Genomic DNA, 17,844 nt, shown 5'->3' with positions numbered 1-17,844 from the left:
TATTAATGATTAGTAATCTAGTTATCTAAGAAGCTTCAATAGTTGAGAGGGGTTCAAGAATGAAAATTAAGTCAAGGAAAGCGATTAGCACCTTACTCACTTTCATAATGCTTTTCACCTCGGCACTTAACAACGTTGTTGCATTTGCCAGTGATACATCCAACGACCGGAAAATTGACATATGGGATTTTGGAGGAATCCAAACTTCAGGAGATTTATACAACAACATTATTACAACGGATGTTCTTGACAGTAAAACTACAATAAAATCCGGTACGTTTGTAACCACTGCATTTGGGGATTTAACCTTAGCCAATCCGAGTACAACGGATAGGTCATATTATTATGAGCCAGATGGTTCTACGGTAGGTCTTAATTCCTCTGGTTTCTGGGGAACTCAAAAGTATAGTTATGATGACGGTTATAATGCAAACGGAGTTTATTACGCTAATGGTACGGGTGGTGCCGGGAGGAGGTTTTTGACCCTTGATAATGTTGTAGCCGGGGATAAAATTACGGTTTATGGTGGAACGAGCAATGGAGATGAAACCATTCACTTGGTTCATGCAGCAGTAAGTGTAAGCGGGACAACAGTAACCGTAAAACCGGATGCTACACAAGTTCAGGATAGTACAGCCGCTTATACTACATCTGCACAGAAGGTTGAATTCACAGCACAATATTCCGGATCATATCAAATTTATGTTTCAGCTGATAAAGGTGGAAAACCTTATTTCCAAAGAGTGATGAGGACTCCTGGAGTTAAGTTAAGTGGATCTGTGAATTTAAATGGCAGTGATATTTCCGCAGGGTATGCACTAAATTTTACGAATCAGAAAACAGGCGATACTACAACTGTAAATGTTAAGACAGACAATACCTTTGATGCCGTTCTGGCAACGGGCTATGATTTTATAGTCACTTTAAAGAATATAGCCAGTTACAGAATTTCCGATGAAACCAAGGTCGTAAGCACATCGACTTCCGATATTTTGGCGGGAAAAAGTGCTAGTTTTGATGTTGTAGCAAACAAGCTTGTCAACATAAGTGGCAATATTAAGGGCTTTGACAGCGGTTATGATGTAAGTAAATTACAAATTAAATTTACTCCTCCAGCGGGAAGCCTTGCCTCACCGGTTACAGCTAACGTTAATACAAATGATAAGACATTTAAAGCTGATGTTCAGGATGGCATACCGTATACAGCCGTTATTTCGGGTGTCAACGATTACGAAATTGTGGATGGCGGTTATATAAATGTGAGCGCTGACACCGTTCAGGATATTACAGTTGCTAAAAAAGCGGTACACACTGCAACAGGTTTATTCCAGGGATTATTCTCAACAGCTAAAATTTCAAGTATTACATTTACAAATGTTGATGATGGATACATTTATGCCGGGACCGTTTCAAATGGCGGGTACAAAGTAAGCCTCAGAGATGGTGCGTATAACGTTACAGCTGTTTGTTCCGAGAATTATAGCACGAGTTCTCACGTAGTTATTAATGGGCAGGATACCACAAAGGATATTTTGTTTGTTAACAACACTGCACCAGAGCCTCTTGCTTGGGTTCCAGATTTGTATGTTGGCGACAGCTCGAAGACCAATAATTTTAGTACTGTTAAGGATGCTCTTGATACAGCAGCCCGAATGAATCCAACAGATGAAGCTCATAGAATAACAATTCATATTGCGCCGGGTGTATACAGGTCACAGCTTGTAATAAAAACTCCATTTATTACACTTGTAAATTCTAATCCAAATCCAACCAGCGATCCAAGTACACAGGTTAAAATTACTTGGTATTACGGTATTGGATATAAATATTACAGCATGGGGTCTGACGGCTTCTATCATGCAGAAAATGCATTTGATAAGTATTCCAAGAATATTGCCAGTAAATGGGGAGGCACTGTCTATCTCACTAGTACGGCAACAGACTTTAAAGCTCAAAACATCGTATTTGAAAATTCCTTCAACAAATACATGACAGATGAGGAATTAGCAGATGGTGTAGAGCTTGCCAATATACCAACCGCAAGCCCAATAAATGTAGACAGAAAGTCTTTTACAGATGTAACTTCAAAAGCAGCGACAGAAAGAGCTGCAGCTATGATTATCGAGGGAAACCGAGCAGAGTTTGTTAATTGTAGTTTCCTTGGAAGCCAAGACACACTTTACACCGGTAGCAGCGGTACGAATAGCAGTTATTTTAAAAACTCTTTTATAGAGGGTAACACGGACTATATATTTGGTGATGGAAATGCAGTATTTGATAATGCTACATTGAATTTCGCCGGTTACAGTGATAAGGCTGTAGGTGGTTATATAACAGCAGCCAGGGATACAGCATCCTATGGATACCTATTTAGGAACAGTACTGTAACAGCCGGCAGTAAAAATATGCAGGCTTCAGGTTTCTTCGGAAGACCCTGGGGAGCAGGAGCAAGGGTAACCTTTTTAAATACCAAGCTTCAGAGCGATTCTATCATAGACCCCAAAGGCTGGACGGATATGAGTGGCCAACCTGAAAATGCGCGTTTTGCAGAATACCATACAACGTATAATCATTCAGCAGTAGATACATCCCAAAGAAGAGCACCCGTTTTAACAGAGGCACAAACTGCCGCAATTAATGTTGCCAATTATTTTGGAGGTTGGACACCATCATCTTTTATAGCTGACAGTGATACAGCTCCAACATTTAAGATTGCTCCTTTCTTTACAACAGATGATGACATCAATATGCCTTACATCGGAAATACCATTAGGCTAGGTTATGAATTTGATAATAAAAATGATAACCTAAACGACAGTTCGTTAATCCAGTGGTACAGAGTGAGTCCGGATGGAACTGAAACATTGATCAATGCAACAACAGCGTATATTTCAAAAACTTACAAAATGACAAGTGCCGATGCAGGCTATTATATCAAGGCTGTTGTTACGCCTTTGAAGGGAACTCCGATGTCTAGTAAGCTTGACAACCCGGTGAGAGTTGGTACATCCGGCGGTGGAGGAAATGAAATTCCGGATGGTCAGCGTGTAAATATTTATATAGCAGGTGACTCGACGGTTAAGACATACGGCCCAACTTCAGATACAGGTGGCTGGGGAGAATATTTACAGAGCTTTTTCAATTCGGATAAGGTGAATGTTGTTAACTATGCAAACGGAGGCAGAAGCTCAAGAAGTTTTATAAATGAGGGAAGTCTTGATAAAATTGCTTCTACCATTAAAGCTGGTGACTATTTACTGGTTCAGTTTGGACATAATGATGAATCAAATCAATCAGGATATCTCTTAGACAGATTTGTTTCCATGGGAGAACCCGATGCAAATGGTATTTATCCTTCCATTCCGGGTGTTAAAGAGGCAACTCCGGCAAGTCTTTCACAGTACGGAGCAGAGTATTATCCATATACAAGCGGTACCTTTAAGTGGTATCTGCAGCAGTATATTGATGTAGCCAAAAAGGCAGGCGCAACCCCTATTTTAGTTACTCCTGTTTCAAGACAATATTTTAATCCGGATGGTACCATAAAACCTCATCATGATGCAACGGATACCACAACAGGAACGATTACAACTTCCAATAACGCTTATGTAAGAGCCGTTGAACAGCTAGGTACGGAGCAGGGCGTTAAAGTGATTAATCTGTTTGATTTAACAAAAGATTCCTTTGAAAAAGCATACAAGAATGACCCTGCAGCAAGTAATGGAAGCTCTCCTTTAGCAAAGGCAATCATGAATCCTGCAGATTCAACTCACAATAATAAAATTGGAGGTTTTTATAACGGCGGTTTACTTGCCAATGAAATACGGGGCCTTGGATATAACATCTCTAACTATGTTATTCCACCAGTAAGAGTAGGCGGTATAGACAATAAGAACAGCGTACAATTTGAAGTGGACGCACACAGTAAAGTAAATGTATATACCCCAGATGCAAGCGGTGTTTATACAAGTCAGCTAAATAATTATTGGACGGGTGAGACGCAGGATGTTATAGATCGTCTTTCTGCAGCACCTGTGGACCATACCGCTCCAGTCACAACCTCCAATGCTCCAACAGATTGGTCGAAAGGCGACGTAACCGTGAAACTGGACGCTTCCGATAACGAGAGTGATGTCGCCGAAACTTTCTATTCAATTGATGGGTCTGATTATGTGAATGGAACATCCTTTACAATAAGTTCCGAGGGAGATCATATAGTATCCATCTATTCTATTGATCAAGCAGGAAATATTGAAGAGGCTCATAATCAACATGTTCTGATTGATAAGACGGCACCTGTTACAACGGCTGCTGTCACCCCAACTCAACCGGACGGTCTGAACGGGTGGTATATATATGATGTAAAGTTGAGTCTTAACGTTTCTGACAAACGATCGGGTGCGGCCAAAACGGAGTATAGCTTGGACGGTGGGAACACTTGGAAAACATACACTGAGCCGTTCGCAATCAATAAAGATGGAAAATATGATGTTAGCTATCGTTCATTGGATCATGCCGGAAATATGGAAAAGAAGCAAAGCATTTCTATTAATCTAGATGCCAATGCACCTACTATCGATATGAGTGGCGTTTCGAATGATAGTTACAACGATTTCGAGAATATCAATCCGGTCATAGAGCTTAAAGACAATTTGGCTGGAATTGACACAACAAAAACGACAATAGCATTGGATGGAAAAACCGTAGAAAATGGGAAGACAATTCCTCTGTATACTCTGCCGCTTGGTCAGCACGAGTATAGCGTAACAGCATACGATTTGGCTGGGAATAAGGTAAATCAAGTTGTTAGGTTCAAAACTTCTACAAGCATCCAATCCGTAAAGGAATTGATTACAAATCTTTACGGAAGCCGGATGGATAGATAGTAACGGCACAGCTAATAGTTTGAATAGCAAGCTGGAAGCGGAGAATTTGGCTGCATTTTTAAATGAAGTTCAGGCACAAAGTGGCAAGCATATTTCTGTACAATATGCAGATTGTCTCATCCGAGATGCTGAATACTTGTTGTCCAATAAATAAGTCATTTATGAAAGGTTTAGCTCAACAGACATATTTTGCTCCCCCTTTTTTATGAAGGGGGAGCTGACATATGCGAAAGAAAGAAAGAAAGAATGCAGTCATTTTTAACAATCGCTTCAATCGTGTATTTCTTTAGAGAGCCATGCGTTGGAGTAATTTAATTTATTCATATAAGGGTGATAAGCTTCAATGTTGAGAGGGGTTAAACAATGAAAATTAAGTCAAAGAAACCGATTAGTGCATTACTGACTTTCATCATGCTTTTGGCGTTAGCATTTAACAATGCTGTTGTTGCATTTGCCAGTGACACATCTAACGACCAGACAATATCACCCAAAACTACTGCTGGTACTCCAACCATTTGGATTGTTGGGGATTCGACCGTAAGCTCTTTTACGGATAATTACTATTATCCAAGATATGGATGGGGCACTCAAATTGGAAATTATCTCGATGGCTCCTTCACCATAAAAAATCTTGCCTTGTCGGGAAGAAGTTCAAAAAGCTATACAACTGATCCTGAGTATCAGACGCTGCTCAGCGGTATGAAGAGCGGGGATTATTTATTAATCGGGTTTGGCCATAATGATGAAAAACTAGAGCAGGAAAGATATACAAATCCGAATGGAACTTATTTAGATCAAGGATCATTTGCGAATTCCTTGTATGAAAATTATATTAAACCGGCTCAGGCGGCGGGAACTCAAGTAATCCTCTGTACTCCTATTGTCAGAAGAACGGATTCAGGTGTTTGGAGCAATTCCAATCTACATATTACAGACACTGTCGGAGAGTTTCCAGGCGGAGATTATCCGCAAGCCATAAGGGATTTGGGAATTGCGCTAAATATACCGGTAGTTGATATGACTAATTTAACGAAAGCTCTATATGACGAACTGGGTCCAAGTGAAACTCTGTATCTCCATGCCTGGACCTCTTCAAAACCAGCAAGTGTGGATAATACACATACCAATATCTGGGGCGGAAGGTATAATGCATACCTGCTAACAAAGGCAATGAAAGATTTAGGTGTAAGCGGACTTGCAGAACATGTGATCAATGCTGCAGCACCGACGAAAGCAGATACACTAGTTTCAAATCCTAACTACCATGAAGCGGAGTATACCGGTGAATTGCCGCAAAGTACTTTATGGAGAGATTCTGGTATTTGGAAAGGTACAGTATTTGGTGACGTTGGCGGTGATCCAAGCACTGCAAATCAAACCCTTGAAACAGATAATGATGGAAATATGCATATCGCCGTAGCAAATAATAAAGGGAAAATAGCCAGTGGGACCGATGGATTTGCCATGTATTACTATAAAGTACCTGCAAACAGCACATTTACTCTAACAGCTAAAGCGAAAATTAATGGCTTTAGTTTGAATGATCAAGTATCCTTTGGTTTGATGGCCAGAGATGAAATGCATATCGATACTTATCTAAACACTACTATGGGTGATTATGTTGCAGCAGCACCTTTAAAGCTCACTAAGGCAGCGACAGGAGGATTTTGGAATAGTTTCGCAAGAAAGAGTGGAGTACTTACCCAAGGTGGAACAGCTGCTAACCCAATATCTGTAGGAGACACCGTAAATCTTTCTATTACAAGCAATTCAGACGGCTATTCAACTAAATTTGGAAATGAAGCAGCTATCACTGGAGGGTTTGATTTTAAACTTACAAGCATCGATCCAAATTATGTTTACGTAGGTATGTTTGTAGCACGTAATGCGGATATAACCTTTAGTGATATTAAACTGGTAGTTGACGGTATTGAAGTGACATCAGCTGATACAACAGCACCTGCTGATCATACCGTACCAGTCACAACCTCCAATGCTCCAACAGATTGGTCGAAAGACGACGTAACTGTGAAACTGGACGCTTCCGATAACGAGAGTGGTGTTGCCGAAACCTTCTATTCAATCGATGGCTCTGATTATGTGAATGGAACATCCTTTACAATAGATTCCGAGGGGGATCATATAGTATCCTTCTATTCTATTGATCAAGCAGGAAATATTGAAAAGGCTCATAATCAACATGTTCTGATTGATAAGACGGCATCTGTTACTACGGCAGCTGTTACCCCAGCACAACCGGACGGTCTGAACGGGTGGTATATACATGATGTAAAGTTGAGTCTTAACGTTTCTGACAAACTATCGGGTGCCGCTAAAACGGAGTATAGCTTGGATCATGGAAACACTTGGAAAACATACACTGAACCGATCACAATTCATAAGGATGGAAAATATGATGTTAGCTATCGTTCATTGGATCATGCCGGAAATATGGAAAACAAGCAAAACGTTTCTATTAATCTAGATGCCACTGCTCCTACTATCAATATGAGTGGCGTTGCGCGTGATAGTTACAACGATTCCGCGGATATGAATCCGGTCATAGAGCTTAAAGACAATTTGGCCGGCATTGACACAACAAAAACAACAATAACATTGGATGGAAACACCGTAGAAGATGGGAAGACAATTCCTCTTTATAATCTGCCGCTTGGTCAGCACGAGTATACCGTAACAGCATACGATTTGGCTGGGAATAAGGTAAATCAAGTTGTTACGTTCAAAACTTCTACAAGCATCCAATCCGTAAAAGAATTGATTACAATCTTTACTGAAGCCGGATGGATAGATAGTAACGGCACAGCTAATAGTTTGGATAGCAAGCTGGACGCGGAGAATTTGGCTGCATTTTTAAATGAAGTTCAGGCTCAAAGTGGCAAGCATATTTCTGTACAATATGCAGATTATCTCATCCGAGATGCCGAATACTTGCTATCCAATAAATAAATCATTATTTAAAGGTTTTGCTGAACAGAATATTTTTCTGAGGCTGACCCATAAGGTCGTTTAAAACGACTTTTTAAGAGTCAGCCCTTTTCAGGATGATTTATTGTAACTTTACCTTATTTTTCTGTTATAATTTCCTATTCTTTATTCCCCTGAATCACCCTCCGATATTCTTTAGGTGAGTAACCAAAACGTTCCTGAAAATTCTATAAAAAAATCCATGATTTAGATAACCAACTTCATTCATGATTTCTTCGAGGGTTCTTTCTGTGTTCATTATTGGATTGTAACTACCAATGAGATAGTACTTTCGATGCGCTTCCAATATGCTATGACCTAAAAATACATAAAGATTTTATGTAAAAATCTAAAAATATTATATTATCTAAGAAAGCGTTCTCATCTATAATGGGATATCAAGAAGGGAGGAAGTTCAAAAAAAACATAAGAAAGGTGGAAACATAGTTGAAGAGTCTGAAAATCAGTATCTCTATCATATTTGCAGCATTACTAGTATTCAGCCAACTTGGTGCAACAGCGCTGGCTGAAAACCTATCAGCTCCAAATGCACCGGCATCGCCAGTAAACTTACAGATTCCAAACTTGGCTTATGATGAAGACAGCATAACCCTTGTGTGGGATAAGCCGGAGAACTATCGTGATATTGTGGATTTTAATGTCTATATGAATGGGAAGAAAATTGGGAGTGCGTTAAAGGATAACGGTGGCCCAGCAAAAGCTTATATAGATAATTTCTATAAAAATATTGATAAAGATAATTTCCACGTTGATATTCTTATTCATAATTTTACCGTTGAAAATCTTAAACCAAATAAATCTTATGAATTCTATGTAACCTCCGTAAATGCAGATGGTATCGAATCGGCTCCATCTAACAAAATTACCGGAAAAACAACAGCTATACCAGAGATTTTTAATATTGTGGATTTTGGTGCCACACCAAATGATGACACAAAGGATACAAAAGCCATTCAGGCAGCCATTGATGCGGCTACACCTGGAGCGAAAGTGTTAATTCCAGAGGGTAAATTTATTTCTGGAGAAATATGGCTTAAATCGGATATGACGCTTCAGGTTGATGGGTATTTACTAGGTTCTCCAGATGCAGAAGATTACAGCCGGAATTTCTGGGTATACGACTATTCAACAGACGAACGTTCTTATTCTCTCATCAATGCCCATACCTATGATTACGGCAGCCTTAAGAATATTCGTATCGTAGGAAAAGGAACAATTGATGGGAATGGATGGAAGATGGATCCTAATTCTCCCACCATTGATGAAGCAGGAAATGAGCTTCCACGCCTATTATCAGGCAGTAACACAAAAGTGACAGGTAATGTAACCGTTCAAGATGGACATATGAGTCCATTAGATCCAGCTTCTGATTCAACATATGGGATATTGGCAGCAGCTCAAACATATGCAGCTCAGGTAGACGGTATGAATGCAAAGTCTGCCTATTCTACCCGCTCTAATCTAATTACAGTACGCGGAGTGGACGGAATGTATTATGAAGGAATTACGCAGCTTAATCCTTCCTTTCACGGGATTGTTAACCTTCATAGTAAAAACATTGTGGTAAATGGTACAACAGCCAAAACATATGATGCCAACAATGCTGACGGGTTTGAGTTTGGTGATTCGCAACATATCATGGTTTTCAATAACTTTGTGGATACCGGAGATGACGCGATTAACTTTGCTGCAGGTATGGGGCAGGCAGCTGCAGATGAAGAACCTACCGGAGAGGCTTGGATTTTCAATAACTATATTCGCGAAGGCCACGGCGGGGTTGTGACTGGAAGCCATACGGGCAGCTGGTTTGAGAACTTTTTAGTGGAAGATAATATTATGTATAAAACAGACGTGGGACTGCGTGCCAAAACGAACACACCAATGGGCGGAGGAGCAAGGGCTATCCTTTTCAGGGATAATGCGTTAGAAGGAATTGATGGGGATGGACCGTTTGTATTCACTTCTTCTTATGAAGATGCTAATGCCGCGATTCTTTATGAGCCGGCACAGCAAATTTCTCAATTTAAGGACATCCGGATTGAGAATACCACTGTTCGCAATCAAGGGGGCAGTAAGAAACAAGCCATCCTGGTAAAAGGAAATAACGATGTAGGGGAAGTCTATCACGAAAATATTACCTTTGAAAATGTTAAATTTGATCATGTATTTTCCGCTAATCTGGATTACGCCAAAGATTTCAAATTTAAAAATGTTTCGTTTACAAACGTCAAAGATAATGGTGGAAACCCATGGAGAATTACCAATTCTACAGGACTTGTTTTTGAAAATACAACAGGAGCTCCTGATGATGCAGCACAAAAACCTCAATGGTCAGAAAATGCCGCTGCACAAGCTGTATCGTCAGAGGATGGAAAGAGTGTTACCTTAACATGGAACGGAGCTTCTGACAATGTTGGAGTTTCAGGGTATACCATTTATAAGGATGGAAAGAAAATGGACACAGGATACACAACAACCAAAAACACAAGCTTTACCGTTAACGGTTTAACACCTGGCAAAGAGTACACATTCAAAGTGGAAGCGACGGATGCAATGGGTAATCGTACTTCTGATGGTCCTGAAAAGAAAATAACGACAAAGGGAGAAGCAGATGTAACGGCACCAATACTTCCAGGTGATACTAAGATTAAAGAACCAACCACGACCATACCTGCAAATGAAACGTTCAGCGGCAAAGAAGTAGAAGTTGTATACCCTGGATTCACTTGGGCGTCGCTTGACTGGGAATCAGCAAGTGATGATACCGGTATTGCCGGCTATAATGTGTACGCAAATGGAGAATTCCATGGCTTTGCTGAATCCAGCAACTATACGTTAACCGAACTTCAGCCAGGTACCAAATATGTAGTAGAAGTGGAGGCAGTCGATCTTGCAGGCAATAAAACAAAATACGGCTCCCCTTTGAATCTCGAAACAGCTGATCCGTATGCTATAGGGGCTCCATCTTTTACAAGCGGGCTAAAAGCTCAGATTGGGATGGATGGTACAAGTGTATCCCTTTCTTGGAACAAGGCAGCCGCCATTAACCAAAAGATCATCGGATACCGTGTGTATGTAAACGGAAAAGCCATTAAGCCTGATGGGGCTGTATTTACACCAATTAATGCGGAAATGACAACCGCTGAAACACATTATACGGTTACTGGCCTTAAACAAGGTAAACTGTATACCTTTAAAGTGGAAGCTGTAGGACAGGGAATCAAATATTCAAAAAGAGAAAGACTATCTGATGTTATTCCAAACGGTCTTGATAAAGTTATAGGATATCGCTGGAGTGGATTTGGACCAAGCGAAACCGTTCATTTAATACCCGGGAAGGCTATTAGCGAACAGGCCAAATCAAAGTAAGAATAGAATAATAGAAGAAACAGGGTGGGATTTTAAAATCCCCCCTGTTTTTAATGACGATATCACAAGTTTAAGTCTTTATAAAAAAGAATAAGTAAATATGACTATTAATCAAGTTGTTACAACCAAAACTATTTTACTAATTTCTAAAACAGTTAAAAATATAAAACGGTTTTCTAAAGATTTTGTATTCTCAAAAAAATATTGCACTTGCATAATAACACTTAGACTTTACGAAAGGCAGGTAATAGAATTGGTCGTTTTTAAAAAGGGAAACAAAAAAATGATGCTCTCTTCAGTGACATTAGTAACAATACTAAGTGGTTTTCATCCAGATTTCAGTTTTGCTGAGTCAGCTGTGGGATCACCAAACTATACGGAAACCTCCGTGGCTGCTTCTGCAACCGAGATTACAGTTGTCGATACGTCTCAATTAATTAGCGGACTTCATATGAAAAAGTTAAAAATGTTAGGCATTACAGGGGGAGAGATGGAAACAGAATCTCCCGACATTTATCCGCCAGGTAATAAAGTAAAAATGAAAGAGGTAGATTTCATAGGCGATAACCTGATTGCAGTAACGTTTGACAGAAAGCTAGAATCAATAAACCTTCATGACATCTCTTTTTTAAAAAATGGAGAACATCTTGATGTAAAAAGAGCAGCAATTGCTGAAAATAAGGATGGTCATACGGTCATCTTCTTTGAATCTGCCACCCCCATCAATTCAGAATCCATCAACTTGGAAGACAAAATGGTAGCCTCAGTCGTAAATGAAGACTCCACAGATATCAATGGAAATACTTTAAAAATCGAAGACCACAGAAAGATCAAAGATATTACACCAAAGTTGAATGAAATACCCAATTTATTGACCGTATCCAAGGATGGCCTAGCAGATTATACTACCGTCCAGGGTGCAATTGATGCGATTCCTGCGAATAATGCCGAAAAAGTGGAAGTTTTTATCGAAAATGGTGTGTATAAGGAGCTTGTTACCATTCCTAAGGATAAGCCTTTTATTCACCTTAAAGGTGAAAGCGTTTCCGGGACCGTCATTACTTATGATAACTACTCAGGTAAGGAGAAGCCAGGCGGAGGAACATATGGAACAACCGGCAGTGCCAGCGTCTACGTTTATGGAGATGATTTTACCGCTGAAAACCTTACCTTTGAAAATTCATTTGATGAGCAAAGTGTGAATGTTAGTAATAAGCAGGCTGTAGCTGTTTATGCAAGAGGAGAACGCCAAATCTTCAAAAATTCCCGGTTTATTGGGAATCAGGATACATTGTATGTAAATGGCGGAACACAATATTTCTACCAATCTTATATCGAGGGTGATGTTGATTTCATCTTTGGCCGCTCAAGTGCCGTCTTTGAAAAATGTGACATTTTTTCTCTTGACCGCGGCTCGTCAACGAGTAACGGGTTTGTAACCGCTGCCAGTACGTTGATCACGGAGCCGTATGGATTCTTATTTCTTGATTCGAAGCTGTTAAGCAATGCTCCGGCAGGTACCGTTTATTTGGGGCGGCCTTGGCATCCTAGTGGAGACCCTAATGCCATCGGAAGTGTAGTTTTTATGAATAGTTATCTCGGACCACATATCATAGCGCAAGGCTGGACTGATATGTCAGGTTTTTCATACAAAGACGCGAGATTTTATGAATACCAAAATGATGGCCCAGGAGCGGTAATCAATCAAGATCGCAGGCAGCTGTCTGACGAAGAAGCCAAGCAGTACACGATTGAAAATGTCCTGAAAGGCTGGAATCCTAAAGGTAACTTGTAAAAAAATAGGAATATGAGGAGGAGTATGATGAGAAAAAAGCTAAAAGAAAAAATTCTATTAAAATAGCAAAAATGAAATCTGTGTAACTTCAAAATTACTGTATGAAAGTGAATGGGGAGTGAGAAATTTGAAGGCGTTAGCAAAAATACGAAGTGTTTTACTTGGTTTGCTTTTCGTTTGCAGCAGCATTCCAGCAGCATATGCAGAAGAAACAGGCGGTAATCAGGAAGCAGCCCAAACTGAGGGAGTAGTGTGGCAAAGCGTTACATTTGGCCAGTCAACAGATGTGAATTTTGCCGCGAATGTTTTGCCTGAAAAAATTGGTACAAACTATGCAGCACCAGAAAAGCCAGGCACCATTGAGGGAAAAATTACGTTAGAGAGCAGGGGAGGAAAGCTGGCTCCTGGACACGACGGGATGACCTTCTACTATACGAAGCTCGATCCCAATCTAGATAACTTCGTCTTGGAAGCTGACATGACAATCGAACAGTTCGGTCCGGAAACAGGGGCCGGACCAAATGGTCAGGAAAGTGCAGGGATTATGGTCAGGGACACGATCGGTGCACCGCGGCAAGACCCGATGATCCTTGGTTATGAAGAAGTTCCGGCTGCTTCCAATGTTTTTGGAGTCGGGATGATGCGTAATGGTGTAGCTCCAATCTACAGGACAGGTGTCCTTTATCCATGGGGGAATCTCGGAAGTCAATTAAAAGCCTCTTCTTTTACAACTGATTCACAGTATAAACTTCCTGTAGGAACACCTGTTAAGGTAAGGCTGGAGCGGACTGACACAGAATTTATCATGTCTGCTACCTATACTCATTTGGCTGAAGAAAAAACATTTGAACAAAGAGTCAAAGGAGCCGATCTTGTTCAAGTGATGGACAAGGATCATATGTATGTTGGTTTTTATGCAGCCAGAAATGCCAAAATGACGATTCAGAATGCAAAACTAACTCTTAGCGAGGCCCATACTGTACCCACACCGCCAACGGAGCCTGTACCAGATAAACCAAGTATGAGCTTACTTTCGGCGCCAGAATCTGGTTCACAACAGTATGAACTGAAAGCACTTGCCAATTATAGCGGCACAATATCAATAGTAAAAGATGGGGAAGAAGTAGTGAGCGGGGCAGCGGTTCATAAGGATCAGGTATATTCATTTAGTACAGTATTGGATAGCCCAACCACCGATTTTATTGTGACCTATACGCCAAGTGAAGGACCATCCACTTCATCCATCACCAAGAACCTTTCCGTAACAAAGAAAATTTATACGAACGGGGCAGGATTGTATGTTTCACCAAAAGGGACTAGTTTTGCCAAAGGAACAATCGATGATCCAGTAGATTTGGAAACGGCCATTAAATTCGCCATACCTGGTGAAACGATTTACATGCGTGAGGGTATCTATACCCCTTCTTCGATCATTAATATTAAGAAGGAATATAGCGGTTCCAAAGAAAAAATGAAAACATTAACGGCTTATCATGGTGAAAAAGTAGTGATTGATGGGCAAGGGAAACTTGGTAATGTCCTGCAATTAAATGGAGATTACTGGCACTTGTTTGGCATTCAGATCACGAAGGCATCTTCAAGTGGGATGCGAGTGAGCGGTGACCATAATATTGTGGAACAAATGCTGTTCAACTTTAACCTAGATACAGGTCTGCAAATTAGCGGCAGTGGTTCCAATCCAGATTTATGGCCGAAGTATAATTTAATCTTAAATTGTGAATCACATGATAACCGTGACCTTTCCGACGAAAATGCAGACGGATTTGCCGCCAAGCTGGGTGTCGGTGTCGGAAATGTCTTCAGAGGAAACATCGCCCATCATAATATCGATGATGGATGGGATTTGTACAACCGAACGAATGAAGGCGCAAATATGCCAATAACCCTAGAAGGAAACATTGCCTACTCAAACGGTAAACTAAGCAATGGCTATAACAAAGATGGCAATGCTGGTAATGGTTTTAAGCTGGGCGGGGAAGGATTGCCGGTTGCTCATATTGTTCGAAACAATATTGCTTTTGACAATAATATGGATGGTTTTACAGACAATTTTAATCCAGGTAAAATGGTTGTGGAAAATAACACAGCTTTTAATAATAAAAGGTTTAACTATGTGTTTCGGATCAATCCATACTTCACGGCTGAAGAGCAGGGGACTTTTAAAAACAACCTTTCCTATCGAACTGCTTCCGGTGCAGTAAAGGATTTTATTTCAGGTAATAATGATAGCACGAATTTCTTCTATGACGGGGCCAAAACATCCAACAGCGAGGGGACCGTTGTTACTTCTAAAGACTTTGCCAGTTTTGAGATACCAGACCAGTTTGATAGAGATATAGATGGAAACATCCTTTATGGCAGCTTTCTTCGTATCTCTCCTGATAGTTTCCTAAATAGTGCTGGTATCAATAAAGGCTATGTTGGCGCACTGCCGGCAGATCCTGTGTCAATTAGACTGGATGGCCCTGACACTCTAAGAGAAGGGGAATCAGCAAAGGCAGTTGTCGTTGCCAGATTCTTTAATGGCTCTGAAAAAGTTTTATCTTCTGGAATTCAGTTCAAGAGTGGAGATAACTCCATTGTTGCAGTAGACCGGGGAGGCAATCTTCAAGCCGGGGAGAAAGGGAAAACTTCCGTTACCGCTTTTTACCATGGCTTGAAGGCAAAGCTTGAAATCCATGTAAAACAAATGCCACCAGGGTTAAAAAAATAACCGAATGAAAGAAAAGAAGGCAGCTGTTCGCAGCTGCCTTTCTTTTGTTGTGCATATTTAAACAATATTAAAAAAATTATGAACATCTAAAAAAATCAAACAAACAGCTAAAGATATTGAATTCTTAGTGTAAGCGTTTTCTGTTAAGATAAAAACAAGAAAGGAGGATCTATTCAATGAATCTAAGACAAGAGCTGGAAGTACCAGTAGTTTCTACTCAGAAAAAGAAACCAATCAAAAGGTATAAACTAGAAAAATGGATACCTTATTTGTTTATTTTGCCATCAACACTCATGATTGTAACCTTTTTGTTCTATCCGATTGGGACGGTGTTCTACTACAGTCTCCAAAATTATGATATATCCGCTCCCTTTTATAACGGTTTTGCCGGGATAGGCAATTTCAAGAAGATTTTTACGGAGGATAAATTATTCCTTCCAAGTTTGTTAACCTCTTTTAAATGGGTGGTTTCTCAGGTAGGCTTACAGTTGATCTTTGGCTTAATTGCAGCACTCCTTCTTAATCAAAAATTTAAGTTCAGAGGGATGATAAGAGCGGCTGCCTTTATTCCGTGGGCTATTTCGGGTGTGTTAGCATCTGTAATGTGGTCCCTAATGTTTAATGAACATATGGGGGTTATCAATGATCTTTTCATGAGGCTGGGGATTATCAGTGAAAGCAAGGCATGGCTGGCTGATGGCACGACTGCTTTTATATCGGTCGTTATTGCAGAGTTATGGAGAGGTGTTCCTTTCTTCGCCATTACCTTACTCGCCTCACTTCAAAGTATCCCAGAAGAACTTTATGAAGCGGCAAAAGTGGATGGTGCAAGCAGAGTGAAATCGTTCTTATATGTGACACTGCCTTCATTGAAAAATACAATTGTCCTGACAACGTTACTCCGTGTGATTTGGGAGTTTAATAACGTCGACCTTCTTTTCAACCTTACTGGCGGAGGGCCGGCACACAGTACCACAACCTTGACGATGTACATTGCTGAACAAGCAGTACACGGATCAAATTTTGGATATGGGTCAGCACTAACAGTTGTTGCCTTTGGTATATTACTAATCTTTGCAATCATCTATTTACGGATTACACGATATGATCGGGAGGGGAATTAACATGAATAACACAAAAAGAGTTGACCGGCTGCTGACATTTAATCTTCCGCTCCTAGTTATGCTCGCTTTTACTCTCTTTCCGTTATACTGGACCATTAATACGGCTTTTAAGCACGAAGGAGATATCGTCAAACGGCCGCTTGGATACATACCAGCGTCGCCCACAATCGATAACTTTGTTACAGCTTGGACAAATGTAGGGTTTTCAACCTACTTTAAAAATAGTTTAATAGTTGGTGTATGTACAGTTTTTATAGTATTAATACTATCAACTTTATCAGGTTATGCCTTAAGCAGATACAAGTTTAAGGGGAAGCGTGCATTCCTTCTTATGCTCTTGTGCACACAGTTTATTCCAAGGTCCATGTTAATTATTCCTTTGTTTATTATCTTCAAGCACATGGGGTTAATCAGTAACCCGCTTTCCTTAATTATTACTTATGCGGCTGTTGAAATTCCATTTACGACCGTTTTAATGAATGGTTTCATCTCAAACGTCCCTCGAGAACTTGAAGAAGCGGCGATGGTAGATGGCTGTAACAAGCTGCAGGCAATTCGTTATGTTATTTTCCCGCTCTTGGTTCCAGGGATCGTAGCAACGAGTGTATTTACCTTCATTTACACCTGGAATGAATTCCTGATTGCCTTGATGCTGACAAACCAGCAGGGCAAGTTTACACTTCCAGTCGGCCTCAGCTATATGATGGGTGAATTTAATATCAACTATGGCGCTCTAGCGGCCGGAAGTGTAATCGCTTTAATTCCGGCAGTTCTAATGTTTGCCTATGCACAAAAACATTTGGTAAATGGCATGGGTGGAGCTGTCAAAGGATAACTTACTGTTTGATTAAAAGACTGTGTTAAAGTTCATCCGTTGCCTTGTTGACTGGAGCGGAAAAGCAACTTTAACACAGCCTATATAACAACATA

8 protein-coding genes are annotated in these 17,844 nt (G+C 40.3%); all 8 read left to right on the top strand.

What is annotated here, in order from left to right; genetic code table 11:
* The first annotated feature begins 59 nt into the window (after positions 1-59).
* The 8 genes from ACZ9EE_RS06305 (at position 60) to ACZ9EE_RS06270 (ending at position 17,749) form a co-directional block, all read left to right on the top strand.
* Positions 60-4,886: a pectinesterase family protein gene (locus ACZ9EE_RS06305; RefSeq protein WP_476025809.1), complete on the top strand. Its 4,827-nt coding sequence runs from the start codon at positions 60-62 to the stop codon at positions 4,884-4,886.
* Positions 4,887-4,905: 19 nt separating this feature from the next.
* The gene (locus ACZ9EE_RS06300) at positions 4,906-5,040 is read left to right on the top strand and encodes a hypothetical protein (RefSeq protein ID WP_476025808.1); all 135 of its coding nucleotides are present in this window, start codon (positions 4,906-4,908) and stop codon (positions 5,038-5,040) included.
* 209 nt (positions 5,041-5,249) lie between these two features.
* A complete protein-coding gene (locus tag ACZ9EE_RS06295) occupies positions 5,250-7,853 on the top strand; it encodes an OmpL47-type beta-barrel domain-containing protein (RefSeq protein WP_476025807.1) in 2,604 nt (867 codons plus the stop codon).
* A gap of 465 nt (positions 7,854-8,318) precedes the next feature.
* Entirely contained in the window at positions 8,319-11,261 is a 2,943-nt protein-coding gene (locus ACZ9EE_RS06290; RefSeq protein ID WP_476025806.1) for a fibronectin type III domain-containing protein, read from the top strand.
* A 283-nt stretch (positions 11,262-11,544) separates the two neighbouring features.
* Complete coding sequence (locus ACZ9EE_RS06285) at positions 11,545-13,056, top strand: pectinesterase family protein (protein ID WP_476025805.1); 1,512 nt, start codon at positions 11,545-11,547, stop codon at positions 13,054-13,056.
* 127 nt (positions 13,057-13,183) lie between these two features.
* Positions 13,184-15,790, top strand: a complete 2,607-nt coding sequence (locus ACZ9EE_RS06280; protein WP_476025804.1) for a right-handed parallel beta-helix repeat-containing protein — start codon at positions 13,184-13,186, stop codon at positions 15,788-15,790.
* Positions 15,791-15,966: 176 nt separating this feature from the next.
* On the top strand, positions 15,967-16,914 hold the full coding sequence (locus ACZ9EE_RS06275; protein ID WP_476025803.1) for a carbohydrate ABC transporter permease: 948 nt from the start codon (positions 15,967-15,969) through the stop codon (positions 16,912-16,914).
* A 1-nt stretch (position 16,915) separates the two neighbouring features.
* On the top strand, positions 16,916-17,749 hold the full coding sequence (locus ACZ9EE_RS06270) for a carbohydrate ABC transporter permease (RefSeq protein ID WP_476025802.1): 834 nt from the start codon (positions 16,916-16,918) through the stop codon (positions 17,747-17,749).
* Positions 17,750-17,844 lie beyond the last annotated feature (95 nt).

This window comes from Bacillus sp. URHA0034 (assembly GCF_056280405.1).
Note: the sequence above shows the minus strand (reverse complement) of the source record. Positions and strands in the feature narration are given on the sequence as shown.